The 24,130-nt window shown below is 46.1% G+C and carries 25 protein-coding genes; 17 read left to right on the top strand and 8 right to left on the bottom strand.

Features of this window, described 5'->3' with window-relative positions; translation table 11 throughout:
- Positions 1-124: 124 nt before the first annotated feature.
- From AC1DN5_RS01285 to AC1DN5_RS01225, 13 genes are all read left to right on the top strand, one after another.
- On the top strand, positions 125-1,894 hold the full coding sequence (locus AC1DN5_RS01285; protein ID WP_342007104.1) for an ABC transporter ATP-binding protein: 1,770 nt from the start codon (positions 125-127) through the stop codon (positions 1,892-1,894).
- A gap of 88 nt (positions 1,895-1,982) precedes the next feature.
- On the top strand, positions 1,983-2,603 hold the full coding sequence (locus AC1DN5_RS01280; protein WP_366969817.1) for a hypothetical protein: 621 nt from the start codon (positions 1,983-1,985) through the stop codon (positions 2,601-2,603).
- A 37-nt stretch (positions 2,604-2,640) separates the two neighbouring features.
- A complete protein-coding gene (locus AC1DN5_RS01275; protein ID WP_016937821.1) occupies positions 2,641-3,318 on the top strand; it encodes a response regulator transcription factor in 678 nt (225 codons plus the stop codon).
- On the top strand, positions 3,315-4,376 hold the full coding sequence (locus tag AC1DN5_RS01270) for a sensor histidine kinase (protein ID WP_198698139.1): 1,062 nt from the start codon (positions 3,315-3,317) through the stop codon (positions 4,374-4,376). The genes AC1DN5_RS01275 and AC1DN5_RS01270 overlap by 4 nt, the downstream gene beginning before the upstream one ends.
- 115 nt (positions 4,377-4,491) lie before the next feature.
- Positions 4,492-5,946, top strand: coding sequence for a tetratricopeptide repeat protein (locus tag AC1DN5_RS01265; protein WP_099744371.1), 1,455 nt, complete (start codon positions 4,492-4,494; stop codon positions 5,944-5,946).
- A 397-nt stretch (positions 5,947-6,343) separates the two neighbouring features.
- Positions 6,344-7,750 (top strand): peptidoglycan DL-endopeptidase CwlO, encoded by a 1,407-nt coding sequence (gene cwlO, locus AC1DN5_RS01260; RefSeq protein WP_366969816.1) that lies wholly within the window; start codon positions 6,344-6,346, stop codon positions 7,748-7,750.
- 206 nt (positions 7,751-7,956) lie between these two features.
- On the top strand, positions 7,957-8,907 hold the full coding sequence (gene trxB / locus AC1DN5_RS01255) for a thioredoxin-disulfide reductase (RefSeq protein WP_029575303.1): 951 nt from the start codon (positions 7,957-7,959) through the stop codon (positions 8,905-8,907).
- 274 nt (positions 8,908-9,181) lie between these two features.
- Positions 9,182-9,649: an 8-oxo-dGTP diphosphatase gene (locus AC1DN5_RS01250; protein WP_013353727.1), complete on the top strand. Its 468-nt coding sequence runs from the start codon at positions 9,182-9,184 to the stop codon at positions 9,647-9,649.
- A 25-nt stretch (positions 9,650-9,674) separates the two neighbouring features.
- A complete protein-coding gene (gene rapZ, locus AC1DN5_RS01245) occupies positions 9,675-10,562 on the top strand; it encodes an RNase adapter RapZ (protein WP_013353726.1) in 888 nt (295 codons plus the stop codon).
- Positions 10,559-11,512 carry a gluconeogenesis factor YvcK family protein gene (locus AC1DN5_RS01240; protein WP_013353725.1) on the top strand — a complete coding sequence of 318 codons (954 nt, stop codon included), beginning with the start codon at positions 10,559-10,561 and terminating at the stop codon, positions 11,510-11,512. Before rapZ ends, AC1DN5_RS01240 begins: the two co-directional genes overlap by 4 nt.
- A gap of 26 nt (positions 11,513-11,538) precedes the next feature.
- Positions 11,539-12,489, top strand: coding sequence for a DNA-binding protein WhiA (gene whiA, locus AC1DN5_RS01235; RefSeq protein ID WP_007407421.1), 951 nt, complete (start codon positions 11,539-11,541; stop codon positions 12,487-12,489).
- Between the two features lie 23 nt (positions 12,490-12,512).
- Positions 12,513-12,770 (top strand): HPr family phosphocarrier protein, encoded by a 258-nt coding sequence (locus AC1DN5_RS01230; protein WP_012118534.1) that lies wholly within the window; start codon positions 12,513-12,515, stop codon positions 12,768-12,770.
- Positions 12,771-12,794: 24 nt separating this feature from the next.
- Positions 12,795-13,541 carry an arylamine N-acetyltransferase family protein gene (locus tag AC1DN5_RS01225; protein WP_016937825.1) on the top strand — a complete coding sequence of 249 codons (747 nt, stop codon included), beginning with the start codon at positions 12,795-12,797 and terminating at the stop codon, positions 13,539-13,541.
- Positions 13,542-13,603: 62 nt separating this feature from the next.
- On the opposite strand, the gene AC1DN5_RS01220 is transcribed toward AC1DN5_RS01225, so the two are convergent.
- Both AC1DN5_RS01220 and AC1DN5_RS01215 read right to left on the bottom strand, forming a co-directional pair.
- Complete coding sequence (locus AC1DN5_RS01220) at positions 13,604-14,068, bottom strand: ribonuclease (RefSeq protein WP_316099394.1); 465 nt, start codon at positions 14,066-14,068, stop codon at positions 13,604-13,606.
- 130 nt (positions 14,069-14,198) lie between these two features.
- Positions 14,199-15,191 (bottom strand): 2-hydroxyacid dehydrogenase, encoded by a 993-nt coding sequence (locus AC1DN5_RS01215; RefSeq protein ID WP_366969815.1) that lies wholly within the window; start codon positions 15,189-15,191, stop codon positions 14,199-14,201.
- A 364-nt stretch (positions 15,192-15,555) separates the two neighbouring features.
- Between AC1DN5_RS01215 and AC1DN5_RS01210 the strand changes: the two genes are divergently transcribed.
- The gene (locus AC1DN5_RS01210) at positions 15,556-16,146 is read left to right on the top strand and encodes a beta-class carbonic anhydrase (RefSeq protein ID WP_095241440.1); all 591 of its coding nucleotides are present in this window, start codon (positions 15,556-15,558) and stop codon (positions 16,144-16,146) included.
- 2 nt (positions 16,147-16,148) lie between these two features.
- The gene (locus AC1DN5_RS01205) at positions 16,149-17,738 is read left to right on the top strand and encodes a SulP family inorganic anion transporter (protein ID WP_045926063.1); all 1,590 of its coding nucleotides are present in this window, start codon (positions 16,149-16,151) and stop codon (positions 17,736-17,738) included.
- 44 nt (positions 17,739-17,782) lie between these two features.
- Here the strand turns inward: AC1DN5_RS01205 and AC1DN5_RS01200 are convergent, their stop codons facing one another.
- Complete coding sequence (locus AC1DN5_RS01200) at positions 17,783-18,103, bottom strand: MazG nucleotide pyrophosphohydrolase domain-containing protein (RefSeq protein WP_016937830.1); 321 nt, start codon at positions 18,101-18,103, stop codon at positions 17,783-17,785.
- 115 nt (positions 18,104-18,218) lie between these two features.
- Here AC1DN5_RS01200 and AC1DN5_RS01195 point away from each other — a divergent pair, with 115 nt between their 5' ends.
- Positions 18,219-18,794, top strand: a complete 576-nt coding sequence (locus AC1DN5_RS01195; RefSeq protein ID WP_016937831.1) for a TIGR00730 family Rossman fold protein — start codon at positions 18,219-18,221, stop codon at positions 18,792-18,794.
- An 8-nt stretch (positions 18,795-18,802) separates the two neighbouring features.
- On the opposite strand, the gene AC1DN5_RS01190 is transcribed toward AC1DN5_RS01195, so the two are convergent.
- From AC1DN5_RS01190 to AC1DN5_RS01175, 4 genes are all read right to left on the bottom strand, one after another.
- On the bottom strand, positions 18,803-19,234 hold the full coding sequence (locus AC1DN5_RS01190) for a hypothetical protein (protein WP_235714285.1): 432 nt from the start codon (positions 19,232-19,234) through the stop codon (positions 18,803-18,805).
- 5 nt (positions 19,235-19,239) lie between these two features.
- Complete coding sequence (locus AC1DN5_RS01185) at positions 19,240-19,641, bottom strand: hypothetical protein (protein WP_235714286.1); 402 nt, start codon at positions 19,639-19,641, stop codon at positions 19,240-19,242.
- Positions 19,642-19,819: 178 nt separating this feature from the next.
- Positions 19,820-21,196, bottom strand: coding sequence for an MFS transporter (locus tag AC1DN5_RS01180; RefSeq protein ID WP_366969814.1), 1,377 nt, complete (start codon positions 21,194-21,196; stop codon positions 19,820-19,822).
- Between the two features lie 43 nt (positions 21,197-21,239).
- On the bottom strand, positions 21,240-22,370 hold the full coding sequence (locus AC1DN5_RS01175; RefSeq protein ID WP_366969813.1) for a 2-methylaconitate cis-trans isomerase PrpF family protein: 1,131 nt from the start codon (positions 22,368-22,370) through the stop codon (positions 21,240-21,242).
- 173 nt (positions 22,371-22,543) lie between these two features.
- Between AC1DN5_RS01175 and AC1DN5_RS01170 the strand changes: the two genes are divergently transcribed.
- The gene (locus tag AC1DN5_RS01170; protein WP_342007099.1) at positions 22,544-23,404 is read left to right on the top strand and encodes a LysR family transcriptional regulator; all 861 of its coding nucleotides are present in this window, start codon (positions 22,544-22,546) and stop codon (positions 23,402-23,404) included.
- A 40-nt stretch (positions 23,405-23,444) separates the two neighbouring features.
- Here AC1DN5_RS01170 and clpP read toward each other — a convergent pair whose 3' ends face one another.
- The gene (gene clpP / locus AC1DN5_RS01165) at positions 23,445-24,041 is read right to left on the bottom strand and encodes an ATP-dependent Clp endopeptidase proteolytic subunit ClpP (protein ID WP_003151513.1); all 597 of its coding nucleotides are present in this window, start codon (positions 24,039-24,041) and stop codon (positions 23,445-23,447) included.
- Positions 24,042-24,130: the final 89 nt, after the last annotated feature.

The raw sequence follows: 24,130 nt of genomic DNA, 5'->3' as shown, positions 1-24,130 counted from the left end.
CAGATGAATTTGATAATATTGACTAATAGAGTTTATTTTGGTTTTTATCAAAAATGTACGTTTTGTTCATATTCCGTTCATGCACATCCGTTATAGTATAAACAGTGATATAGGAGGAAAATATATGCCGAATAAAAAACCAAAATCTAAAGGGAAATTCAGCTCATTCTTTTCATTAGTCAAAAAAACAAAACCATCCTACGGAATGCTGGCCTTCGCGCTGTCTCTCAGTATTGTGACAACGCTTGTCAGCCTGCTGATTCCGCTGTTGACAAAGCAGCTCGTCGACGGCTTTTCCATGTCGTCGCTGTCAGGCGTGCAAATCGGAATCATTGCAGCCGTGTTTATCGTACAGGCTGCATTAAGCGCCTACGCCACCTATGCCCTGAACTACAGCGGCCAGAAAATCATCTCGGGGCTGCGTGATTTGTTGTGGCAGAAGTTAATTAAACTGCCTGTCTCTTATTTTGACAAAAACGCCACGGGAGAAACGATCAGCCGTGTCACCAATGACACGATGGTGGTAAAAGAGCTGATCACAAACAATATCAGCGGATTTATTACCGGAATCATTTCCGTTATCGGGTCACTGACGATCTTATTTTTCATGAACTGGAAGCTCACATTGCTCGTGCTGATCGTCGTGCCGCTGGCTGCGGTGATTTTAGTGCCGATCGGCCGGAAAATGTTTAAAATTTCTCGGGAGACACAGGATGAGACGGCGAGATTCACCGGATTATTAAACCACATCCTTCCGGAAATCAGACTTGTGAAAGCCTCAAACGCTGAAGAAGCGGAATACGGCCGCGGAAAAGCCGGCATCATGGCGCTCTTTAAACTCGGGCTGCGTGAAGCGAAGGTGCAGTCGCTCGTAGGCCCGCTTATTACACTTGTATTAATGGCGGCGCTGGTCGCTGTCATCGGGTACGGCGGAATGCAGGTGTCATCCGGTGAACTGACAGCCGGCGCGCTCGTTGCCTTTATTCTGTATTTATTTCAGATCATTATGCCGATGGGCCAGATCACTTCATTTTTTACACAGCTTCAAAAATCCGTCGGCGCAACGGAACGGATGATTCACATTCTTGCAGAAAAAGAAGAAGATATCCAAACCGGAAAAATCATTGAAAACGCAGATCAGCCGATTAAGATTGAACAAGTCTCATTCGGCTACAAAAAAGATCAAACCATCTTAAAAGACATTACGGCAACGATTGATGCCGGCAAAGTCACCGCGATTGTCGGACCGAGCGGCGGCGGGAAAACAACGTTATTTAAGCTGCTTGAACGATTCTACAATCCGACGGCCGGAAGCATCTTGCTCGGAAACGAACCGATTGATGCGTATTCTCTTGAATCATGGAGGGAGCATATCGGCTACGTGTCGCAAGAAAGCCCGTTAATGTCAGGAACCATCCGCGATAATATCTGCTATGGATTAAAACGCGAGGTGACTGATGAGGAACTGAGACAAGCGGCTGACATGGCCTACGCCCTGCAATTTATTGAAGACTTACCGAAGAAATTTGAAACCGAGGTCGGTGAACGGGGGATTATGCTTTCAGGCGGACAGCGCCAGCGCATTGCCATTGCCAGAGCACTTCTCCGCAATCCGAGTATTCTGATGCTTGATGAAGCGACATCCAGTCTGGACAGCCAATCTGAAAAATGGGTGCAGCAGGCGCTCGAAGTCTTAATGGAAGGGCGCACCACCATTGTGATTGCCCACCGTTTATCCACGGTTGTGGATGCAGATCAGCTTCTCTTTGTTGAACAGGGGGAAATCACCGGACGGGGCACACACCATGAATTAATGGCATCCCATGCGCTGTACCGCGATTTTGCGGAACAGCAGCTGAAGCTGAATGCCGATTTAGAAAACAAAGCTGTGTAAAGCAAGACTTTAGGAATAGAAAGCAGCTGAAAAAGCTGCTTTTTATTTTGCAGCCGGAATCCTATTCATTGGAAGCGGGGGTTAAATCATGAAAAAACGCACAACGATTTTTTATTGTCACGCTGCCGTGCTGCTCGTATTCATGACTGCCGGGTGTACTGGCGGTAACGACGAAGAGCCGGCCCATTCTTCAAGTCCGGCCGGGGGAAGCAGCATAAACAAGACTGAAACAGCATCACCGGCAGAAAAAAACGAAGCTGTAAACAAAGATTCACATCACATCTCTGCGGACAAAAGCGAACCAGACAAAAGCGCACCAGACAGCATCGCGGCAGATTATTCTCCTCTGCAAATTGAATATGCCCGCGTTTGGCTGCAGCTTGGGGAAAATCAGCAGATAGATGAATTGAACGTGCGCCGCATTCCGGCCGGAGCACTCGTCAATCCTGACGATCGTACGAGCGCCCGCTATCCGGAAGATGTTACTCAGTTAGCAGGTTCCCGTTTAGTTGATGGGTCGGTCACTTACAGCAGCAACGGCGACGGCACCATTCAGGTATACAATGTTCCTTTGCGCTGGGAGTCTTCTGAAAAAGGCGTAATGAAAGAGGTGACGGAGGAGATGATCCGCCATACAAAAAAAGTGTATGTCGATACAGGAGACAATGAAAAGATCAGACGGCTAATAAAAATCATGTCGATTCATTAAAAGATGATGAGTGAAAAAATCAGAAGGAGGGATTTTTATGGCTGTCATATTGGTTGCGGATGATGACCGCCATATCCGTGAGCTTGTCCGCCTTATGATGGAGCAAAGCGGCTTTGACGTCGCAGAAGCTGAAGACGGAGAAGCGGCGGTGCGGCTGATAGAATCAACACCTGTTGATCTTGTCATACTGGATGTGATGATGCCGAAAATGGACGGGTTTGAAGTCAGTGAAGCCGTCCGGAGCTTTACGGACATTCCGATTTTGATGCTGACGGCAAAAGGCGAAACATTGGACAAAGTGCAAGGTTTTACTTCCGGAGCGGACGATTATCTCGTCAAACCGTTTGAGCCGCTTGAGCTTGAAGCGAGGGTCAAAGCATTGCTGAAACGGTACCGGATCACCGCTGAAAAACTGCTGACCGTCGGAACGGTCACATTAGATAAGCAATCCCGCACCGTAACGCGCGGCGGCGGAGCGGGAATGACGCTGCCCCGGCGCGAATTTGAGCTTTTATTCAAGCTCGCCAGTTACCCGAATAAGACGTTTTCTAGAGAACATTTAATAGAAGATATTTGGGGCTTTGATTATGAAGGTGATGAGCGGACGGTTGACGTGCATATTAAAAGGCTGAGAGAACGGTTTCCGGAAAAAGACTATCCTTTTGCCATTCATACGGTGCGGGGGCTCGGCTATCGGTTTGTGGTGACAGGATGAAACGGATCTTCAGAACGGCTGGAAAAATTATTATCCTTCTCACCGTCACCGCATTCTTATGGCTGGCGGCCCACCTGATCGTTCAGGGATTCGGTCTCATATGGCCGGTTTTGCTTGTGCCCTACGTCCAGCAGATTCTCACGCTTTGGCTTGTTTTCGGCCTGCTGTTTGTCACAATGTTTATTTTTTCAAAGTCAGCACGTGAAAGACATCATGCGATCTGGGATTCGCTGACCGCCACGATCAAGCAAATGTCGAGCGGCAACTTCACCGCGGCCGCCTCCAGGAAAATGGAGAAGATTGAACGGGACCACCCCGTGACGAAATTGGCTGATGAACTGTCGACACTTGCCGCGGAACTGAGCGAAATGGAAAAACTGAAACAAGAATTTATTTCGAACGTTTCCCATGAAATCCAAACCCCGCTTACTTCATTAAAGGGGTACGCGCACCTCCTGAAAAAACCGGATTTATCATATGAGGAGCGGGGGCGCTACTTACACATCATCGAGACAGAAACAGAACGATTATCAAAAATCAGTGAAAATCTGCTGAAGCTCACTGCACTCGAACGCCAAACCGAACCGATTCAAAAAAAACCGTTCCGCATTGACAAACAGCTGCGGCGCACCATATTGACCTGTGAGCCTGAGTGGTCCGCCAAACAGATTGAATTTCTCATCGATTTACAGGAATCGTATGTGTACGGAGATGAGGCGCTGCTCAGCCAAGTATGGATGAATCTGATTCACAATGCCGTGAAGTTTACCGGTGAGGGAGGCCGTATATCCGTTAAAATTGTTGATTTGCCGGAGGCGGCGGCTGTCGAAATCGCCGACAACGGAATCGGAATGGAGCCTGAGCAGGCGGAGCGCGTATTTGAACGGTTTTATAAAGCGGACAAGGCGAGAAACGCAGGGGGCAGCGGACTCGGCCTGTCCATCGCCAAAAAAATCGCCGAGCTGCACGGCGGTTCGATAGAGGTAGAAAGCAAGCGGGGCGAAGGAACCCTTTTCCGCGTCACCCTTCCTGCCGATCCGCATGAAAAAAACAGCTAAAATCTGGTCGAACCAGCCAGTAAAAAACGAAGCTGATTCTGTCTTTTGAACTATTGAGGCGAAACCGTTTTATGGTATACTACTGACGGTAATACGTATAAAACGGAGGATATTTGTGGGAAAACACACTTCTGAACATAAAAAGCACGCACAAATTGTCCAGCTGCTTCAGGATGGACAATATTTTTTTCATAAAGGCTTAAAAGCATATAAAGAGCGGAATTTAAAACGGGCCAGCAAACTGATTCAGAGGGCCGTTCACCTCGAGCCGAATGATTCCGAAATGCTGTCCCGGCTGGCCGTCATTTATTCTGAAATGGGCCACTACCAGCAGTCAAATGAGCTGTTCGACTTTATTATGGTGAACCTGAAAGAAGAAATGCCCGAGTGTCATTACTTTAAAGCGAACAATTTCGCGCATTTGGGGCTCTTTCAGGAAGCATACAAAGAAGCCGCGGCTTATTCAGATGCCGAACCGGACGGAGAATTCAGCGAAGAGATAGAAAATCTGATGGAGCTTTTGGATTTCGGTGAAGCGGGTGAAAACGAATCGCTCTATGACCAGGATGAATTGCTGATCAGGCAGGACCGGGCAAAAACGCTTCTTGAGAGCGGCCAGCTTCATGAAGCGGTTGTCATGCTTGAAGAGATTACAGCCGATTATCCCGAGCTTTGGTCCGCATACAACAACCTTGCGCTCGCTTACTTTTACTCAGGCAATGTCACAAAAGCGAAACAGACGGTATTCGAAGTGCTTGAGAAAAATGAAGGCAATCTCCATGCCTTGTGCAACTACCTGGTATTCTGCTATTACGAGAGAGAAGATGAAAAAGTCGGGGAATTGAGCGAAAGGCTCTCCAATGTGTATCCGATTTTATTCGAACAGCGCTACAAGCTGGGGGCGACGCTGGCGCTTGTCGGCAGACATGATCTCGGCTATAAATGGCTCCGGTCTCTCTACAAAAGCGGGTTTGAAGGCGACGACACGTTTTATTACTGGCTGGCCGCCTCAGCCTACGGGACAGGCCGCACAGAATTTGCCGAAACCATTTGGAGAAAGGCCGAAACCGAATTTCCCGAATCAGACCGGTCCGCGCCTTGGGCAGAACGGCAGGAACCGCTGCCTGCTGCACTTGAACAGCGGCTCGCCGCCTATTATATCAGCAGTGCTGAAGGAGAGCGAAACCAGCTTGAAAAAGTTCTGACGGCAAAACGCGCTGCTTCACCGTTTGAACAAGACTTCGTCAGACTGCTGCTTTCCGGTGAAGAAGGCGCTTCAGGCGTTTCTCATGATGCTTTGTTTACGTATCGGACGGTCAAGCTGCTGGAGAAAGCGGAAGCCGGCAGTTTAAAGACTGACGTCATGAGCTGCTGGGTTTTTCACGTCATTCAGCACATCCGCGCCGCTGCTGCCGTACAGAATGAGCGGGCATGGGCCGCAGCCATCGCATACGTATGGAAAGAAGCGAACGGCGAAAAAACGACGAAAAAAGATACGGCCGCCGTTTACGGTGTATCTCCGGCAACACTGTCAAAATACATCAGACAAATAGATGATATATTGGAATAAAACCGATTCTTTCTATATAAAGAGTCGGTTCTTTTTTTATCAGAAAGGGGCAAAACAGAACTTTACTGCCGGAAAAAGAGATTTTTATACGTCTTTTTTTTGCTTTTTGAACCGAAATCAGGCCGCCAGCACCGTTTATTTTGCAAAATATGAGATTTGCAATCACATTGAAATATAACTGTAATAAAAATTGTCGAAACATGATGGTATAATGATTCTCGTACATAAGAGATTAGTTTATTTTACATGTGCTGTATAATCTATACCAATTTAAAAGATTAAAAGATTCATACATAAAAATCATCAGCCTCACGGGTATGTGAGGAAGCGTAACTTTGATGTTCATAATAGAATTCCAAATGAGAACAGGTTTAAAGTAAAAGGGAGGAAAGAAAAAGTGAAAAAGAGTTTATTAACACTTGGTTTGGCTTCCGTCATCGGGACAAGCAGTTTTTTGATCCCATTTACAAAAACTGCATCGGCGGAAACATTAGACAGCAAAAAAGCAAAAATCGAAAGCAAGCAATCTGAGGTGGCTTCAAGCCTTGATGCAAAAGAAAAGGAATTGTCTAAACTTCAGGACAAGCAGGCTAAGATTGAAAAAGAACTGAAAGACATTAACGCAAAAGCGTTGGATACAAGTAATAAAATTGAAGATAAAAAAGATGAAAACGAAAAAACGAAAAAGCGCATCGCTGATTTGAAAAAAGAAATCAAAGAAACAGAAGCGCGTATTGAAAAACGCAATGAAATCCTGAAAAAACGCGTTCGTTCTTTACAGGAAAACGGCGGTTCTCAAGGATACATAGATGTTCTTTTAGGGGCGACAAGCTTCGGGGACTTCATTTCACGTGCGACTGCGGTATCTTCTATCGTTGATGCGGATAAAGATCTGATCAAACAGCAGGAGCAGGATAAAGCGAAACTCGAAGATGCGGAAGCTGAGCTTAACGTGAAGCTGAAAAAAGTCCAGGATGACCTTGCGAAGCTAGAGTCTATGCAAAAAGACCTGAACAAACAGCTTGATCAGAAAGACAAGCTTTTCGACGAAGCGAAAAACGGCCAGAAAAAAGCGGCTGCCGCTATCTCTGATCTGAAAAAAGAAGCGTCACAGCTTGCAAACGCAAAAGCTGACACTGAAAAAGAACAGAAGCGCATTAAAGCTGAGCAGGCTGCAGCGGCTGCCCTGATCAAAAAGCAGGAAGAAGCGCAAAAAGCCTCTGAAGACCAAAACCAAACAGATGACAGCCAGCCGGCAGCGGCTAAAACTGTGAAAAAAGCGGCTGTTTCAACATCATCTGATTCATCTGACAGCTCAAGCAAATCGGGCACTTCAGGCGGATCATCTCATAACAGCGGCGGTTCAGATGATTCTGACGGCGGATCTGTTATTTCAAATTCAGGCGGTATTGAAGGCGCGATCAGCGTAGGATCAAGCCTTGTGGGTCAATCTCCGTACAAATTCGGCGGCGGACGCACACAATCTGATATTAACAACCGTATCTTTGACTGCTCTTCATTTGTACGCTGGGCTTATGCTAACGCAGGCGTTAACCTCGGACCTGTAAGCGGCACAAGCACAGATACGCTAATCGGAAGAGGTAAAGCAGTCAGCGCGTCTGACATGAAACGCGGAGACTTAGTATTCTTCGATACGTATAAAACAAACGGCCACGTTGGCATCTACTTAGGTAACGGAACATTCCTGAACGATAATACATCTCATGGTGTATCCATTGATTCTATGAGCAACCCTTACTGGAAAAAAGTATTCAACGGCAATGTAAGACGTGTCGTGCAATAATGAATAAGACAAGGGCCTTCCATCCCGGAAGGCTCTTTCTTTATTTGTATACCCGCTCAGGAGATGCCTAATCACGTTTTCTCAGAAAAATGAGCAAAAAAATAGCGAATCGCCCTCAGATTTTATAGGATATGGGTAAGGAATACGATTGATGGGGATTCTTATTCATATAGGGTGCGCCCCATTTCGAAAAGGAGTGAATCATGGTGTCAGAAGAAAAAATTTATGATGTGATCATTATCGGCGCGGGTCCGGCGGGGATGACCGCTGCCGTTTACACATCACGAGCGAACTTATCCACATTAATGATCGAAAGAGGAATTCCGGGCGGCCAGATGGCCAACACAGAGGATGTTGAAAACTATCCGGGTTTTGAAAGCATTCTCGGCCCTGAACTTTCTAATAAAATGTTTGAACATGCGAAAAAATTCGGTGCGGAATATGCGTACGGCGATATTAAAGAAATCGTCGACGGCAAAGAATATAAAACGGTCAAAGCCGGTTCAAAAGAATATAAAGCGCGCGCCATCGTCATCTCTGCCGGAGCGGAATACAAAAAGATCGGCGTTCCCGGGGAAAAAGAACTTGGCGGCCGCGGCGTATCGTACTGTGCGGTATGTGACGGCGCATTCTTCAAAAATAAAGAGCTTGTCGTAGTCGGCGGCGGAGACTCGGCTGTGGAAGAAGGCGTCTATCTGACACGCTTCGCTTCAAAAGTCACCATCGTTCACAGACGTGATAAATTGCGTGCGCAAAGCATTCTTCAGGCGCGTGCCTTTGACAATGACAAAATTGATTTCGAATGGAATAAAACCGTAAAAGAAATCCATGAAGAAAACGGAAAAGTCGGCAGACTGACACTTGTGGATACTGTGACGGGAGAAGAGGAAGAATTCAAAGCTGACGGCGTCTTTATTTATATCGGCATGCTTCCGCTTTCTAAACCGTTCGAAAACTTGGGCATCACAAATGAAGAAGGCTACATTGAAACAAATGATCAAATGGAAACGAAAGTTCCCGGCATTTTCGCTGCGGGAGACATCCGTGAAAAATCACTCCGCCAGATCGTTACGGCGACAGGTGACGGAAGTATTGCGGCCCAAAGCGTTCAGCATTATGTGGAAGAGCTTCAGGAGACGCTCAAAACCGTTAAATAATCGCTGTAATGTTCAGTTTTTGAATCGTTACTGGCTTTTAATTCCGCTGTAACACGGGTGAAATACTGATGTTTTAAGATGAATGTAGTAATTGACCCCCTTTTTATATGAATACACCTTGGCACGGATTCCAGTATCCGTGCCCTTTTTTTGTAAATTTTTGTTTTCTGTCAAATAAAAGAAAAGGATGTCGGTGTCTCTGCATTGTGAGAGACATGCCGAAACGGTATAATGAAGAGACGATGATTTGTTGAGAAGGTTAGGTGACGTACTTGTGCAAAGAGTGACAAATTGTGTGCTGCAGACAGATGATCAGGTTCTCCTTCTCCAAAAGCCGAGACGGGGCTGGTGGGTCGCGCCCGGCGGGAAGATGGAGAGCGGTGAATCAGTCAGAGATTCCGTCATCAGAGAGTACAGAGAAGAGACGGGAATTTATATATTAAATCCGCAGTTAAAAGGCGTGTTTACCTTTATTATTAAGGAACAGGAACAAATCGTGTCAGAGTGGATGATGTTTACTTTTGTCGCCGATTCCTACACGGGGCGGAATGTCGCTGAATCAGAGGAAGGCATTCTGAAGTGGCATGACGTGAAAGATATCCACAGCCTTCCGATGGCACCCGGAGACGGACATATCCTTGATTTTATGATCAAGGGCCAAGGGCTTTTGCACGGCACCTTTACGTATACGCCGGACTTCGAGCTGCTCAGCTATCGTTTAGATCCGCAGCTTATCAAATAAAAGAAAGACCTCAGGGGGGAGAAAGATGAGTGTGAATGAAAATCATGATATTCAGCTCGTCATTATAACGGGAATGTCTGGAGCGGGGAAAACCGTCGCCATTCAAAGCTTTGAGGATCTCGGCTATTTTTGCGTCGACAATCTGCCGCCTTCCTTGCTGCCGAAATTTTTGGAACTGATGAAAGAATCAAGTTCAAAAATGAGCAAGGTCGCGCTTGTCATGGATCTGCGGGGACGTGAATTTTTTGACAGGCTGATTGAGGCGCTGGATGAAATGGCGGAAAATCCGTGGATTACACCGCGCATTCTCTTTTTAGATGCGAAGGATTCCATCCTTGTGACGAGATACAAAGAAACGAGACGTTCTCACCCGCTGGCCGCTACCGGGCTTCCTCTCGAAGGAATCGCACTGGAGCGCCAGCTGCTTGAAGAATTGAAAGGGCGCTCTCAGCTGATCTATGACACGTCGGATATGAAACCGCGTGATCTGCGTGAAAAAATCGTGGCGCATTTTGCCACGAACCAAGGTGAGACCTTTACAGTGAACGTGATGTCATTCGGTTTCAAATACGGTCTTCCGATAGATGCCGATCTCGTGTTTGATGTAAGGTTTCTGCCGAATCCGTTCTACATTGAAAGCATGAGGCCGCTTACGGGGAAAGATGAGGAAGTCTCATCTTATGTGATGAAGTGGAACGAAACACAAAAGTTTATCGAAAAGCTTGTTGATCTGCTCGGCTTTATGCTTCCGTCTTATAAGCGGGAAGGAAAAAGCCAGCTTGTCATCGCGATCGGCTGTACGGGCGGCCAGCACCGCTCCGTTACACTCGCTGAGTATCTGGCTGATTACTTTAAAAAGGATTTCTATACTCATGTTACTCACCGGGACATTGAAAAGAGAAGCCGGAAATGAATAAGAAGCCGAAAATCGCAATCTTCGGAGGCGGAACGGGTTTGTCCGTGCTGCTCCGCGGATTAAAGCATAAGCCCGTTGATATTACGGCGATTGTGACCGTTGCTGATGACGGCGGAAGTTCAGGCCGTCTGCGGGATGAACTTCAAATTCCGCCGCCGGGTGACATCCGTAACGTACTGGCTGCTTTGTCAGATGTTGAGCCGCTCGTTGAAAACCTGTTTCAGCACCGTTTCAACAAAGGAAGCGACTTAACCGGACATTCGCTCGGCAATTTGATTTTGGCAGCGATGACGAATATAACCGGTGATTTCTTTCACGCTGTCACCGAAATGAGCAAAGTGCTGAATGTCCGCGGCAGAGTATTGCCGGCTGCCAACACTAGCGTCGTTCTTCATGCCGAAATGGAGGACGGGCAGGTCGTCTCCGGAGAATCGACCATTCCTTCTTACGGCCAGCGCATTAAACGGGTGTTTCTTACGCCTGAAAAAATTGATCCGCTGCCGGAGACGATTGACGTGATCCGCCAGGCCGACTTAATCATTATCGGCCCGGGAAGCCTGTATACAAGCATTCTCCCGAACCTGCTCGTGCCGAAAATCGGAGAGGAAGTCGTCAAGGCTGCGGCCAAAAAAGTATATATCTGCAATGTCATGACGCAGCCCGGCGAAACGCTTCAATACAGCGCGGCCGACCATGTTAAGGCGCTGAACGATCATATGGAGCAGCCGTTTATCGATACGATTTTAATCAATAATGAAGATATCCCTGACGAAATCAAAAGCAAATATGCGAAAGAGCTGGCCCGGCCCGTTGAATTTAACGTTGAAAAGCTGAAAGCCATGGGGCTTGAAGTGATCAGAGACCAGATTATCACGTATAAAAATGGCGTAATCCGTCACGATACACATAAAGTGGCTTCTCTTCTCGTCGATTTATTAAGGGACTAGAGGTCTTTTGAAATGAGGTGGCTAATATGTCATTTGCATCGGAAACCAAAAAAGAACTGACGAATCTGGAAGTGAAGGACTGCTGCGCCAAGGCGGAGCTGTCCGCGCTGATTCGGATGAACGGTTCATTGTCATTTTCAAACCGCCATCTCGTGCTTGACGTTCAAACCGAAAATGCGGCGATTGCGCGCCGTATTTATACATTGCTGAAGAAACAATATGATGTATCGGTCGAACTGTTAGTCAGAAAAAAAATGCGGCTGAAAAAAAACAATGTTTATATTGTACGCTTTTCTGAAAATGCAAAGCTGATTTTGGAGGAATTGAAAATCCTCGGGGAGAACTTTGTATTCGAGCGGAATATTTCTGAGGAACTGGTGGCGAAACGCTGCTGCAAACGTTCTTATATGAGAGGGGCGTTTTTGGCGGGGGGATCCGTGAATAATCCTGAAACATCGTCATACCACTTGGAAATCTTCTCGCTTTATAAGGAACATAACGATTCATTATGCGCGCTGCTGAATGAATTCCACCTGAACAGCAAAACGCTTGAACGGAAAAAAGGCTATATTACGTACTTAAAAGAGGCGGAAAAAATCACTGAATTTCTGAATGTCATCGGCGCCCACAATTCACTGCTGCGCTTTGAAGATGTGCGGATTGTCAGAGATATGAGAAATTCGGTGAACCGCCTCGTCAATTGTGAAACAGCAAACTTAAACAAAACCATCGGGGCTTCGCTCAGACAGGTGGAAAATATTAAATACATTGATGAACGGATCGGTCTTGAAGCGCTGCCGGAAAAGCTTCGCGAAATTGCGCAGCTGCGGATTGATTATCAGGAAGTCACGCTGAAAGAACTTGGGGAAATGGTTGCAAGCGGGAAAATCAGCAAATCCGGCATCAATCACAGGCTGAGAAAGCTCGATGAAATTGCAGAACAGCTGCGTACAGGACAAAGCATCACTTTGAAATAACCGTACAGAAAAGGGGAGATCTTATGGTTCAGGAGAAAGTGGAAGTGCGTTTAAAGACGGGATTGCAGGCGCGTCCCGCTGCATTGTTTGTACAGGAGGCAAATCGTTTTGCATCAGATGTGTTTCTAGAGAAAAACGGCAAGAAAGTGAATGCCAAAAGCATTATGGGATTAATGAGTCTGGCGGTCAGCACGGGGACGGAAGTCACTCTGATCGCTGAAGGCGACGATGAAAAGGAAGCGCTGGAAAAGCTGTCCGCTTATGTGCAGGAAGAAGTGTAAACACTTTGTAAGGGGGACGGAACGATGAATGAGTTTCTGAAAGATTGTTATCAAACGATAGGCTGGGAAAAGGATTCCCTCGATTTCAGCAACCTGCCGGAGTTTTTAAAGGCACTCGCGTATCGGTTTCCGTTTGAAAATCGCGCGGTTTTGTCCAAAAAAGAATATGACGTCACGAAAGAAGGACTGTGGCGGCACATGGTGAAGGAACCTCATGGCGGCCTTTGTTATGACTTGAACGGACTGCTTTATTTCATACTGAAAGATGCCGGATTTGATGTCAAATTGATCCGCGGAACGGTTTGGAAAAACGGCTGGGCGCTGCCCGGCACACATGCGGCCGTGCTTCTTTCCGCCGGGGGGAGTGAGTACATCGCTGATGCAGGCTTCGGCCTCAATCTCGCCATGCAGCCTGTGCCGATGTTGGGAGACGAGATGGTATCAGCGGCCGGCGCGTTCCGTGTGAGGATAGAAGAGACGGAATTCGGGACATACGTGCTTGAAATGAACAAAGGGGACGGCTGGCAGACAGGTTACGCATTTTCGCTTGAAGAAATCGATGAAAAGGACCTCAAGTCTATGAAACAAACAATCTTTGAACATGAACGCTCTCCTTTCAACAAACGCCTGCTTGCTTCTAAGCGGACACCGGAAGGGCACATGGTTCTGTCTGAACGCAATATAACAATAAAAAAACACGATGGCACAGCGGAAAACAGCAGAATAGACCGATCAGAGTTTGAAGAAAAATTTAATACTCATTTTATGTAAAGCCTGCAGATTTCCAGCAGAAAAAAACGGCCTCCCGCAGGGAAGCCGTTTTTTGTTTCGGTTTATCTGATTTTCGTAAAGGTTTTATAATGATCTGTCGTCTTATAAATCAGCCAGTCGCTTGAGTAAAGAATCCGGTCTGAATTTCTGAAGCCTGATGTATAGTTAATATCCGCTTCACGCCACGTCCGCCCGCTTTTGGATGGGAGTTTGCCTTCCCTGTTTGAGAAGATGTCTCCGCCGATGCTTTTCCCCGGAGCGACGTCTGCAAGGTTCCCTTTTGATGCCACCCAGCCGAGGGCCTGTGCCTCTGATTTTGTAATGTAATTATCAGGAAGTTTGTGATATGTCAGAAGATAATCCGCAACCCCGTCAAATGTGTTGATAACCTGTGCTTCTGTGTGTGCCTTGTGAGACGGTGTTTCCGTCTTGGCATTCGTTGAAAACAGTATCCCCGCCGCCGAGAAAAGCACCAGTAAACATACGGAAATCCATGATAAACGTTTTTTCAAAGCAATACCTCCCATTTTTCATCATGTGAAGCTGATTCCTTTTTATTGTATCAGCATCGAAAGAAAGGAATAGATAGAATTTAAAAATAGTACTTTTGATCCAGCGAAAAATAAACCCCGGCTGAACCAACCGGGATTTTTCCTCTCATTGAAATTCTTTCGTGAGGTTTTTCGGTGTTTTTCCGTATACGGCGTCAATCATGTTTTGGGCGGCTTGCTTGAACATATTCAAACGGATTTTAGCCGTTGCTGACCCGATATGCGGAAGCAATGTGACGTTTTCCAGCTGGAGGAGCGGATTGTCTTCACCGATCGGCTCTTTTTCAAATACATCTAAACCGGCGCCTTTTATCCAGCCCTCCTGCAATGCGCGGATGAGCGCTTTTTCATCAACCGTCTTTCCCCGGGAAATATTGACGAAAAATGCCGTATCTTTCATCATTTTAAATTCCCGTTCTCCTATCATATGATACGTTTCGTCAGTAAGCGGCGTAATTAAAAGCACAAAGTCTGACGTTTTCAGCAGTGTATCTAAGTCGGCATATGTAACGCCGAGCTCTTTCTCAGCATCCGGTTTTCTATTGCGGTTATAGTATAACACGTCCATATCGAAGCCGAATTTTGCCCGTTTGGCTGCTTGTTCACCGATTCTGCCCATGCCGATAATGCCTAATGTCTGATGGTGGACATCCATACCGAAAAGGGATTCTTCCTCAACAGTTCCCCATTTGCCGGCCCGGACGAATCGATCCAATTCGGCAACCCGTCTGGCGGAAGACAGGATTAATGAAAAAGCCAGATCAGCGACCGTGTCATCCAAGGTGTACGGCGTATGTGTGCCGACGACCCCGCGTCTTTTCATTTCTTCTATATTAAAATTATCGTAGCCGACTGAATTGTTGCTGACGACTTTCAGTTTCGGCGCGTGATCCAGCAAATCACTGTCAATCGCCGTTCCGGATGTCAGCAGCCCTTCAGCATCCTTCATTTTCTCGTACAATTCTTCTTTTGAAATGGTATCTTCTTTCCAGATGTCATAGCGGCAATGCTCGCCTATCATTTGTTCGACTTCCGGCGGTATCGGTTTTGCGATGAATACATATGGTTTCAACGGGGCTTCTCCTCCTTTGTCTTTCATCTCTATTTTATTATATAAGAGAAGCGGTAAGGTGAGAAATATTCAAACGCATTCGGTGAATTTCTGGTTCTTTTGAACCCAAAATGAAAAGAAGAAGAGATATACATGTGTGATTTCTCCAATCCATAACAGAATCCGCCTATATTTCTAAAGGCAAAAGCGCGGGACCGCTGTTTTCAAAAGCTTTATAGGTTTGTATAAAGATAAATTTTATTATTTTTGAAAGATATAAATGAATATAATCTGAATTTACAGTTAAATTATCGTGTCTTTTTTTGAAAGCGCTTTTGAGGCCTTTTTCTGTGCTATAATTCCTTACTGTAAGCTGGGTAAGAAGGCTTGCAATACAATCGGATGGGAGATGATTAGAAAAATGGTTTCTTTATCAAGCATTTTGGAGCACAACCAGCAGTTTGTCCAAGAAAGGAAATATGAACCTTACCAAACGACAAAATTCCCGAAAAAAAAGCTTGTCATCGTATCCTGTATGGATACAAGGCTGACGGAGCTTCTGCCGCAGGCGATGGGACTCAGAAACGGCGATGCCAAAATCATAAAAAACGCGGGAGCCATTGTTTCTCACCCATTTGGAAGTGTCATGCGGAGTATTTTGGTTGCCGTTTATGAACTGCAGGCTGAGGAAGTCTGCATCGTAGGTCACCGCGAGTGCGGGATGTCGGGATTGAATGCGGCTTCCATATTAAATAAAGCAAAAGAACGCGGCGTGGAGGAGAAATGTCTCAGCCTTTTGCAGCATGCGGGAGTCGATTTGGAGACATGGCTGTCCGGTTTTCACAGCGTCGAAGAAAGCGTGGCTCACAGCGTGAATATGGTCAGGCACCATCCGCTCCTGCCTGAAGAGGTGCCGGTGCACGGGCTGGTGATTGATCCGGGGACGGGGACGCTGGATGTTGTTGTTGACGGTTATGAAACAGTCAAAGGGGGATGCAGCTGACCATGCAATTTTCCGGCAGATATCATGGATACAATTTGCAGAAATTTCAGAAAGACTTGGTCGCAGGAATTGTCGTCGGAATTGTAGCAATTCCTTTGGGCATGGCCTTTGCCATCGCCTCCGGGGTCGGTCCGGAATACGGGCTTTATACCGTTATTGTGGCCGGAATTCTGATTTCGCTGTTAGGCGGCTCTAAATATCAGATCGGAGGGCCTACGGGGGCGTTTGTTCCCATTTTATTTGCCATTGTGATGCAGTATGGTTTTGAGAATTTACTTGTCGCCGGTTTCATGGCAGGCGTGATGCTCGTCCTGTTCGGCGTATTTAAGCTCGGGAAGATTATGAAATTCGTGCCGAAGCCGGTGATCGTCGGATTTACGGCCGGAATCGCAGTGCTGATTTTCTCAGAGCAGATCGCCCATTTTCTCGGTCTGCGCGATATTCAAAAGCATGAAAGCTTTATCCTTAACATTGCGGAGATCGGCAAAAAGATCGGAACCTTTAATTTGTACAGCATTTTGATCGCGGGAATTGCTTTGGCCATTTTGCTGTTATCAGCCAGGCTGATGCCGAAGATTCCGGGTGCGCTTGTGGCGCTGCTTGTATCTACAGCCGCGGCGGTCGTGTTTTTCCCTGACAAGATGGCGACAATCGGTTCTGCTTACGGAGAGATTCCGCGGCAGCTTCCGGCTTTTCAGCTTCCTGATTTCTCAATTGATAACATGATAATGATGTTTCCGTCGGCTCTGATCATTGCGCTTCTCGGCGGGCTTGAATCCATATTATCGGCAATGGTCGCGGATAATATGAAGGGATCACGGCATGACAGCAATAGGGAGCTTGTCGGGCAGGGCATCGCCAATATGGCCGCGCCGCTTTTCGGCGGCATACCGGCAACGGGAGCGATTGCGCGGACCGCAACAAATATTAAAAACGGCGCAGTTTCTCCGATTTCCGGTGTTGTCCACGGAGTCACCGTCCTCCTCGTCCTGCTCGTCTTCGCCCCGCTTGCCGTTCACGTACCGCTGGCAAGCATGGCGCCGGTATTGATGGTTGTGGCTTGGAACATGAGTGAACGGAGGGAAGTCGCCAATATGATGCGGCTGAGAAACACTGATTCATTCGTACTGGCGGCAACCTTTTTACTGACGGTTCTGTTTGATTTAATCATCGGCGTGTCTGCCGGTCTCGTGCTTGCCTTTGTTTTCTTTATCAGAAAAATGAGCGAATCGACAAGCGTCAAAACACCGCATGCCGCCGTCAAATCGGTTAAAAACGATTCGTCCGTCAGCACATATTCCATTGAAGGGCCGCTGTTTTTCGGTTCGATTGATTCATTGGAATCATCATTGCTGGAGAGGCTTCAGGAAAAGCCGAAAACGCTTATCCTGCTGATGAATAATGTGCATTACATGGATACTTCCGCAGAAGCGGTTCTGGGGAATGTCATGAACCGGATCAAACGCCATAACGGCAGATTGATGATCGTCGGATTGCAGTCTCAGCCGAGGGAGCTGATCCGAAAGACGGGGCTGTTTCATAAAATCGGAAAACAGCACTTCTTTGAGCATCAGGACGAGATAACGGGATAAATTCAGGTGCGGCCTGTCCATGAAAAAGCGGACAGGCCGTGTTTTTATTCGGTTTCAAAGCGTTTAATCAGTTTTTCCTGATGGGCTCTCATCGCATCTTCTAAAGTGATTCCGTACTTATCGGCGAGGATGGCGAGGTTTCCGAGGACATCACCCATTTCTTCCATCAGCTCCTGCCTGCGTTCTGACTGGGTCGCGTCCTTTTCATCCGGCCGGTCCCTGCCGATTTCATATGCTCTTACCGCCCGGGCGAGCTCACCCGCTTCTTCCATTAAAAAGCCGATTCTGATAAATGGTCCGTACGCCGTCCATCCTCTTTTTTCGTAAAAGTCTTTCAGCCATTGTTCTGTTTCAGCGATCTGCATGTGAAACACTCCTTATGTCCTGTATGATTCTTATTGATATTATCATATAGAGATGGGACAATATATAGTGTATTTTGATTTATTGATGTACATATATAGATGCGGAGATGAAAAAATGAAAACGATTTGTGTATTTGCGGGATCAAATCTGGGGGTAAATGAAGAATACAAACGCAAAGCGGCCGAACTCGGTGAATATATGGCGGAGCAGGGAATCGCCCTTGTTTACGGCGGTTCACGGGTCGGTCTGATGGGAACCGTTGCCGACGCGTTAATGGCAGGCGGCGGAAAAGCTGTCGGCGTCATGCCGAGCGGGCTGTTCAGCGGAGAGATTGTTCACCAAAATCTGACGGAGCTGATTGAAGTCAGCGGCATGCATGAACGGAAAGCGAAAATGAGTGAACTTGCCGACGGGTACATTGCCATGCCAGGCGGCTTCGGAACTTATGAAGAGTTATTTGAAGTGCTGTGCTGGGCGCAAATCGGCATTCATCAAAAACCAATCGGACTTTACAATGTGAACGGTTATTTTGAGCCGATGATGAAGATGGTCAAATACAGCATTCAGGAAGGATTTTCGAATGAATCTCATTTGAAGCTGATCCACAGCTCCTCCCGCCCAGATGAGCTGATTGAACAGATGAATCGGTATACATACCCGATTTTAGATAAGAAATGGCGGGAATTGTAAGGAAGATTCTATAAGCAGCCGTCAGCATCAAGATGAATCAGCTCCCATTGCCCGGAGCTGTTTTTTCTCAGCTGTTTGGCTAACACGTCTGTACCATTCGTGAGCTGAAAATAGACAAAACGGTAATGACCGCCGTCTGTTCCGTCAAAATCAATTGTTTTGACATAACCATTCTGCCGGACAGGCCACCTTTTTTTAATAAGCTTGCACCAGCTGCCAAATTTGATATCAAGGCTGGTTTCTGCATTGTGCTGCCACAAATGGTAAGCGGCACACAAAAAATCTTCACCATACCAAGTTATTCGTCCGATCAGAAACCGGCCATTGTGTTTTTCCAACTGGACAATACCGTGATAATAAGCGAAAAATGTGACGTTTTGATTTGAACCTTGAATGGTTTCGATCTCAACGAAATAGCGCAAGCCTTCAAGCTGATTCAATTTGATCAGGTGGGTCTGGCCGATACCTTCAAATGAGGCAAGAAAAGCTTTGTAGGAATGTTTCTTACGGCAGGCCGGAGAGAAAAAGGCAAGGCAAGCGGAAAAGGAATGCGGGCCTGGCCGACTGTACCGCACCCCCCGGCTTTTTCGTCCGTAAGATTTTCGGCTTCACGTAAAACACTAAAATAATGCAAGACCGTTTTTTCCGGAGCCAATGTGAGGGATTGGGGCAGATGAATGCTTTTCCAAGGCCTGTCAATATAAGGATTAAAAAAGGAACTTTCAATTGCTGTGTTCAGGACAGGCAGACAAGAGGGTCTGAAATATGTTTCGGCATCAACTGCTCTGTAGGAAGATGGTTCGGCGGTTGCATCTAAACCATTCTGATCGGAAAGTTCTCCGCCCATAAAATACCTTTTCTTTCCGGGGAAAAACCGTTTTCTCCATCTCATGCGTATCACGCCTTTCTTAAGGATAAGACATGTGTATGAGAATAAGATGAGAAAGAGACTGCGGTTGGGATTGAAAGAAGAACATCCATTTCCTCTGAGGAGATGGATGTTTTGCGGTTTGAAGTGTATGCGTTTACAACTTTTGCTGCGCGAATGTGTCTTCCGATATGAAATCATCCTGCTGCATCTTTTGTTTTTTTGACCCGATTCCAAAAATACCGACTGTCAGTGCACAAAGGAGCCAGCAGCCTGTGAAGAACAAGAAAACACTTAAAAATCCGTAGCCTGAATACAGAAAACTGACGACAAAGGGACCGGCTACATTCGCAAGACGCCCTACGCCGTAAGTGAGGCCATTTCCAGACGCCCTGGCTTCAACCGGATATAATTCCGGCGTATAAGCATATGCGATTGAACTGAACGTACGCTCAAACATATGCATGAGAAATCCGCATATGACAATGACCATCGGCAAAGGATTGATGCCGTAAATGAATCCAAGCGCCATAATAATTAACGATAAAACAGAAATGGCCCACTTTCGATCCACACGGTCAGAGATTTGCGACGCAATGAGAGCGCCAAGCGGGGCACCGATCGTTCCCAGAGTGACGTATACGATAGACTCATCCATTGATACGCCTTCTTTCACCAAAAGGGTGGGAACCCACGTGCCAAAGCCTTGAATGGCAATCGTGGAAGCTGCCCACATCGTCATTAAAACCAAAGTTCTTCCTGCTAAAGGCTTTTGAAATAACGTCCGATACGGAACGGATTTTACAGCGGTTTTTCTGCTTTTTAGAGCCGGAGCCGGTTCAGGCAGTTCACCCTTTTCTTTTTCTATTTTTGCTTCAAGCTCGAGCAGAATGCGGTGTGCCTGTTCGCTTTTCCCTTTCGTATCCAGCCATTTCGGTGATTCTTCCAGTTTTCTGGCGATCAGCGGAAAAAAAATACCGACCGCGCCGAATAGAAAGATAAACCGCCAGCCGTAAGAGGCGGACGGCACGACCAATTTAGCCACCCAGCCGGCTGCAGGAATTCCGCATATGCCTATCGTAATACAGATTGCCTGGTATTTTCCCTTAGTTGCGGATGGGAAAAATTCGCTGATATACGTACTTGCCACAATCGTTGTGGCGCCGATACCTAAACTCGTAAGAAATCTAAAAACACCGAGTATTTCTGGGTTCCAAGCCAGAGAAGAGAGGAGGGAGAAGGAAGAGAAAAAGGTGACAACCAGAATTAAACCTTTTTTCCTTCCGAAACGGTCTGAAAACCATCCTCCGGCAGAGGCGCCGATAAACATTCCGAAATAGGAGACAGACGTAATAAAAGCGATGGTATGAGTGGATATGTTCCATTCCTTTAAAAGTGAAGGCGCCGCATATGAAAACGTATTTAAATCAATAAAATCAAAAAAGTAAGCGAATGAAAGGATAACGAGCACCGCTTGATGAGCCCTTGAAAAAGGCAGTCTGTTCAGTCGATTAGACGCGTTTACATTGATCATCTCGTATTCCTCCGTTTATCTTTGACTTGTCTGGGGGCTTGTATTAACCAATGTGATTCAGCGTATTCATGTTGTAACTTTGTTTAGTAAACACATAGCCTTCAGAGATTTTTCTTGCTGTGCGTACTACTTTAATCGTTGTTCCGGCCGGATCAGCTTCTGCTTCGGTTTTTAAAATGCCGCTTGGATGCCCTAATCGGATCGTTTTTCCGGAGAATGAAAATTCAGATAATATCGTATCCTCCAATAACATGCCGGCGGTCGTGCATACCGCCCCTGTAATGGCTAAAGCTTGATGCGGTTTTTGCATGGACATCATACGAATGACAAGGTCCATTTCTTGAGCGTGTCTCTTTATCCCTTTTGTATCAATATAATCCGCTGGAGATGAGATTAAAGTCAGTTTTGGTACGGCCGGTGATTTTGCCGAAGCCTCATGTCTCGGAGCGAATCTGCATTTCTCGGCTGCAATTGATCGGATTATTTCGAGTTTTTCCAATATATCCGGAGTATATTCGTCCGGAAGTTCTATGCCGGTAAGCCCCGCGTCCTCTGCTTTTACAAAGACAAGCGGATTGGCGTAATCAATAATCGATACGGAGATATTCCCATACGGTGTATCGAGAACATCAATAGGCTGACCGGTCGGAAACAGTTTTCCGGTCACCGCCCCTTCAGCCTGGTGAAATGAAAGATAAATAGGAGAAGCTGTACCTGGAACCCCCGGAATCGAGCAGTCTCCCTGATAATGAAATGTTCCGTTTTTGACTTCAACTTCTGCTGCGATCACTTTTTGCGTGTTTGTGTTTAAAATTCTGACTGTTGTCACCGGCTCTTCAGCCTGAACGAGCCCTTTCTCAATAGCATAAGGGCCTACGGCAGAAGAGATATTTCCGCAATTGCCTTTGAAGTCGGTAAATTTGTCAGTCAGACTGACTTGCGCAAATGTATACTCAACATCTGCGTCTTTTCTGGCGGATTTCTTAATAATGGCTGCCTTGCTTGTGAGGGAATGTCCGCCGCCGAGACCGTCAATTTGTCTCTCGTCAGGGCTCCCCATAATGTCTAAAAGAAAATCGCTCCATAGGTTTGTATCGTCTGGCATGTCTTTTTGAAGAATAAAAACGCCTTTGCTGGTGCCGCCTCTCATGACGGTTACAGGAACTTTTTCCATGCTGTCTCATCCTTACATCATTTTGTGTGGATAAAAAGGTACCGGTCCCTTTGGAAAATATCGTATGATAAATAAGGATTATAAGTAAAACATATAATTTTTATAAAGTTGAATAAAAAACTTTTATAATAGGAGAAAATTTTATAGCAGAAAAATATTTTGGGGGATTTTATATGGATGAAAAGGATTGGGCTGTACTCATTACATTATTCGAGGAAAAAAATATGACGAAGGCGGCGGAGCGGTTATATATGACACAGCCGGCATTAAGTTACCGGCTCAAAAACTTGGAATCGCAATTCGGAGTGCGCCTTTTTTATAAAAGAAAGAAAGGGATGGAATTCACTTCAGAAGGTGAATATCTGGTTGAATATTCGAAAGAGATGCTGCAGGAATTCAGAAAAATGAAGGATGATATGCTCAATATGAGCCATGAAGTCAGCGGGGTTCTCAGATTAGGAGTCTCAAGCAATTTTGCTCAGTATAAGCTCCCGGCGATTCTAAAACGGTTTTCTGATCAGTATCCGTCTGTTCAATTCCACGTCAATACGGGATGGAGTGCGAAGGTGATGGATCTGCTTCATCATTCCGGCGTGCACCTTGGGATTATGAGGGGAAATTATGATTGGCAAGGGGAAAAACAACTGCTAAATGAAGAGAGGCTGTACCTTATTTCAAAAACTGAAATCAACAGTGAGGACCTGCCCAAATTGCCGATGATTTATTATCAAACTGATGCCTCTTTGAAAAGTCTGATTCAAAAATGGTGGAATAATCAATTTACTGAGCCGCCTTTCATTGCAATGGAGGTAGACAGACAGGAAACCTGTAAAGAGATGGTGAAAAACGGTCTCGGTTATTCTGTTGTGCCGGAAATCTGTCTTCAGCCTTCTGATGAATTATACACATTGGCGCTGTCTTATAAAAATAACGAGCCTGTGATACGTGATACGTGGCTTATGTATGATTCTTCAGCGTTAGAATTATCTGTCGTCAAAGCATTCATTACTTTTTTGAATGAAGATAAAGCATAAAAAACCTGCAAGAGTTTGAGACTCTCTTGCAGGCAGGATCTTACTTCTGGTCTTCCGTATTGCGTGTCAGCACTTTATCGATTAAGCCGTATTCTAAAGCTTCATCAGCTGATTTGAAGTTGTCGCGGTCTGTATCGCGCTCGATCACTTCAAGCGGCTGGCCGGTACGTTCAGCAAGCACTTTGTTTAATTTATCGCGAAGCAAGAGAATGCGTTTTGCCGCGATTTCAATTTCTGTCGCCTGTCCTTGCGCTCCGCCAAGCGGCTGGTGAATCATGACTTCACTGTTAGGAAGCGCGTAACGTTTGCCTTTTTCACCGGCTGCAAGTAAAAATGCTCCCATAGAAGCGGCCATCCCGATGCAGATTGTAGATACTTTCGGTTTAATGAACTGCATTGTATCGTAGATTGCCATACCGGCAGTGATTGATCCGCCAGGGCTGTTAATGTAAATGGAAATATCTTTTTCAGGGTCTTCCGCTTCAAGGAATAAAAGCTGTGACACGATGGAGTTCGCAACGTTGTCATCAATCGCAGATCCAAGCATGATAATACGGTCCTTCAAAAGACGGGAGTAAATGTCATAAGCTCTTTCTCCGCGGTTCGTTTGTTCAATGACTGTAGGTATTAAATTCATAATGCTCCTCCTTCACCTTTTAGGTAAGTATGTATTTACATGATACATTTTTGGTCAATAAAGGTCAAACAAAACGCTGACCAAAATGC

It is taken from the genome of Bacillus sp. 01N42_2, assembly GCF_056399565.1.
The sequence above is the reverse complement of the archived record's forward strand: the minus strand, read 5'-3'. Positions and strand labels throughout refer to the sequence as shown.

Excerpts from the sequence above, each read along its gene's own strand:
- AC1DN5_RS01275 (WP_016937821.1), top strand. The coding sequence starts at position 2,641 with ATGGCTGTCATATTGGTTGCGGATGATGACCGCCATATCCGTGAGCTT.
- AC1DN5_RS01170 (WP_342007099.1), top strand. The coding sequence starts at position 22,544 with ATGGATGAAAAGGATTGGGCTGTACTCATTACATTATTCGAGGAAAAA.
- AC1DN5_RS01225 (WP_016937825.1), top strand. The coding sequence starts at position 12,795 with ATGAATGAGTTTCTGAAAGATTGTTATCAAACGATAGGCTGGGAAAAG.
- AC1DN5_RS01200 (WP_016937830.1), bottom strand. The coding sequence starts at position 18,103 with ATGCAGATCGCTGAAACAGAACAATGGCTGAAAGACTTTTACGAAAAA.
- clpP (WP_003151513.1), bottom strand. The coding sequence starts at position 24,041 with ATGAATTTAATACCTACAGTCATTGAACAAACGAACCGCGGAGAAAGA.
- AC1DN5_RS01180 (WP_366969814.1), bottom strand. The coding sequence starts at position 21,196 with ATGATCAATGTAAACGCGTCTAATCGACTGAACAGACTGCCTTTTTCA.
- AC1DN5_RS01185 (WP_235714286.1), bottom strand. The coding sequence starts at position 19,641 with ATGGGCGGAGAACTTTCCGATCAGAATGGTTTAGATGCAACCGCCGAA.
- AC1DN5_RS01240 (WP_013353725.1), top strand. The coding sequence starts at position 10,559 with ATGAATAAGAAGCCGAAAATCGCAATCTTCGGAGGCGGAACGGGTTTG.
- whiA (WP_007407421.1), top strand. The coding sequence starts at position 11,539 with ATGTCATTTGCATCGGAAACCAAAAAAGAACTGACGAATCTGGAAGTG.
- AC1DN5_RS01280 (WP_366969817.1), top strand. The coding sequence starts at position 1,983 with ATGAAAAAACGCACAACGATTTTTTATTGTCACGCTGCCGTGCTGCTC.
- AC1DN5_RS01230 (WP_012118534.1), top strand. The coding sequence starts at position 12,513 with ATGGTTCAGGAGAAAGTGGAAGTGCGTTTAAAGACGGGATTGCAGGCG.
- AC1DN5_RS01205 (WP_045926063.1), top strand. The coding sequence starts at position 16,149 with ATGCAATTTTCCGGCAGATATCATGGATACAATTTGCAGAAATTTCAG.
- AC1DN5_RS01175 (WP_366969813.1), bottom strand. The coding sequence starts at position 22,370 with ATGGAAAAAGTTCCTGTAACCGTCATGAGAGGCGGCACCAGCAAAGGC.
- AC1DN5_RS01285 (WP_342007104.1), top strand. The coding sequence starts at position 125 with ATGCCGAATAAAAAACCAAAATCTAAAGGGAAATTCAGCTCATTCTTT.
- rapZ (WP_013353726.1), top strand. The coding sequence starts at position 9,675 with ATGAGTGTGAATGAAAATCATGATATTCAGCTCGTCATTATAACGGGA.
- AC1DN5_RS01215 (WP_366969815.1), bottom strand. The coding sequence starts at position 15,191 with ATGAAAGACAAAGGAGGAGAAGCCCCGTTGAAACCATATGTATTCATC.
- AC1DN5_RS01220 (WP_316099394.1), bottom strand. The coding sequence starts at position 14,068 with ATGGGAGGTATTGCTTTGAAAAAACGTTTATCATGGATTTCCGTATGT.
- AC1DN5_RS01195 (WP_016937831.1), top strand. The coding sequence starts at position 18,219 with ATGAAAACGATTTGTGTATTTGCGGGATCAAATCTGGGGGTAAATGAA.
- AC1DN5_RS01270 (WP_198698139.1), top strand. The coding sequence starts at position 3,315 with ATGAAACGGATCTTCAGAACGGCTGGAAAAATTATTATCCTTCTCACC.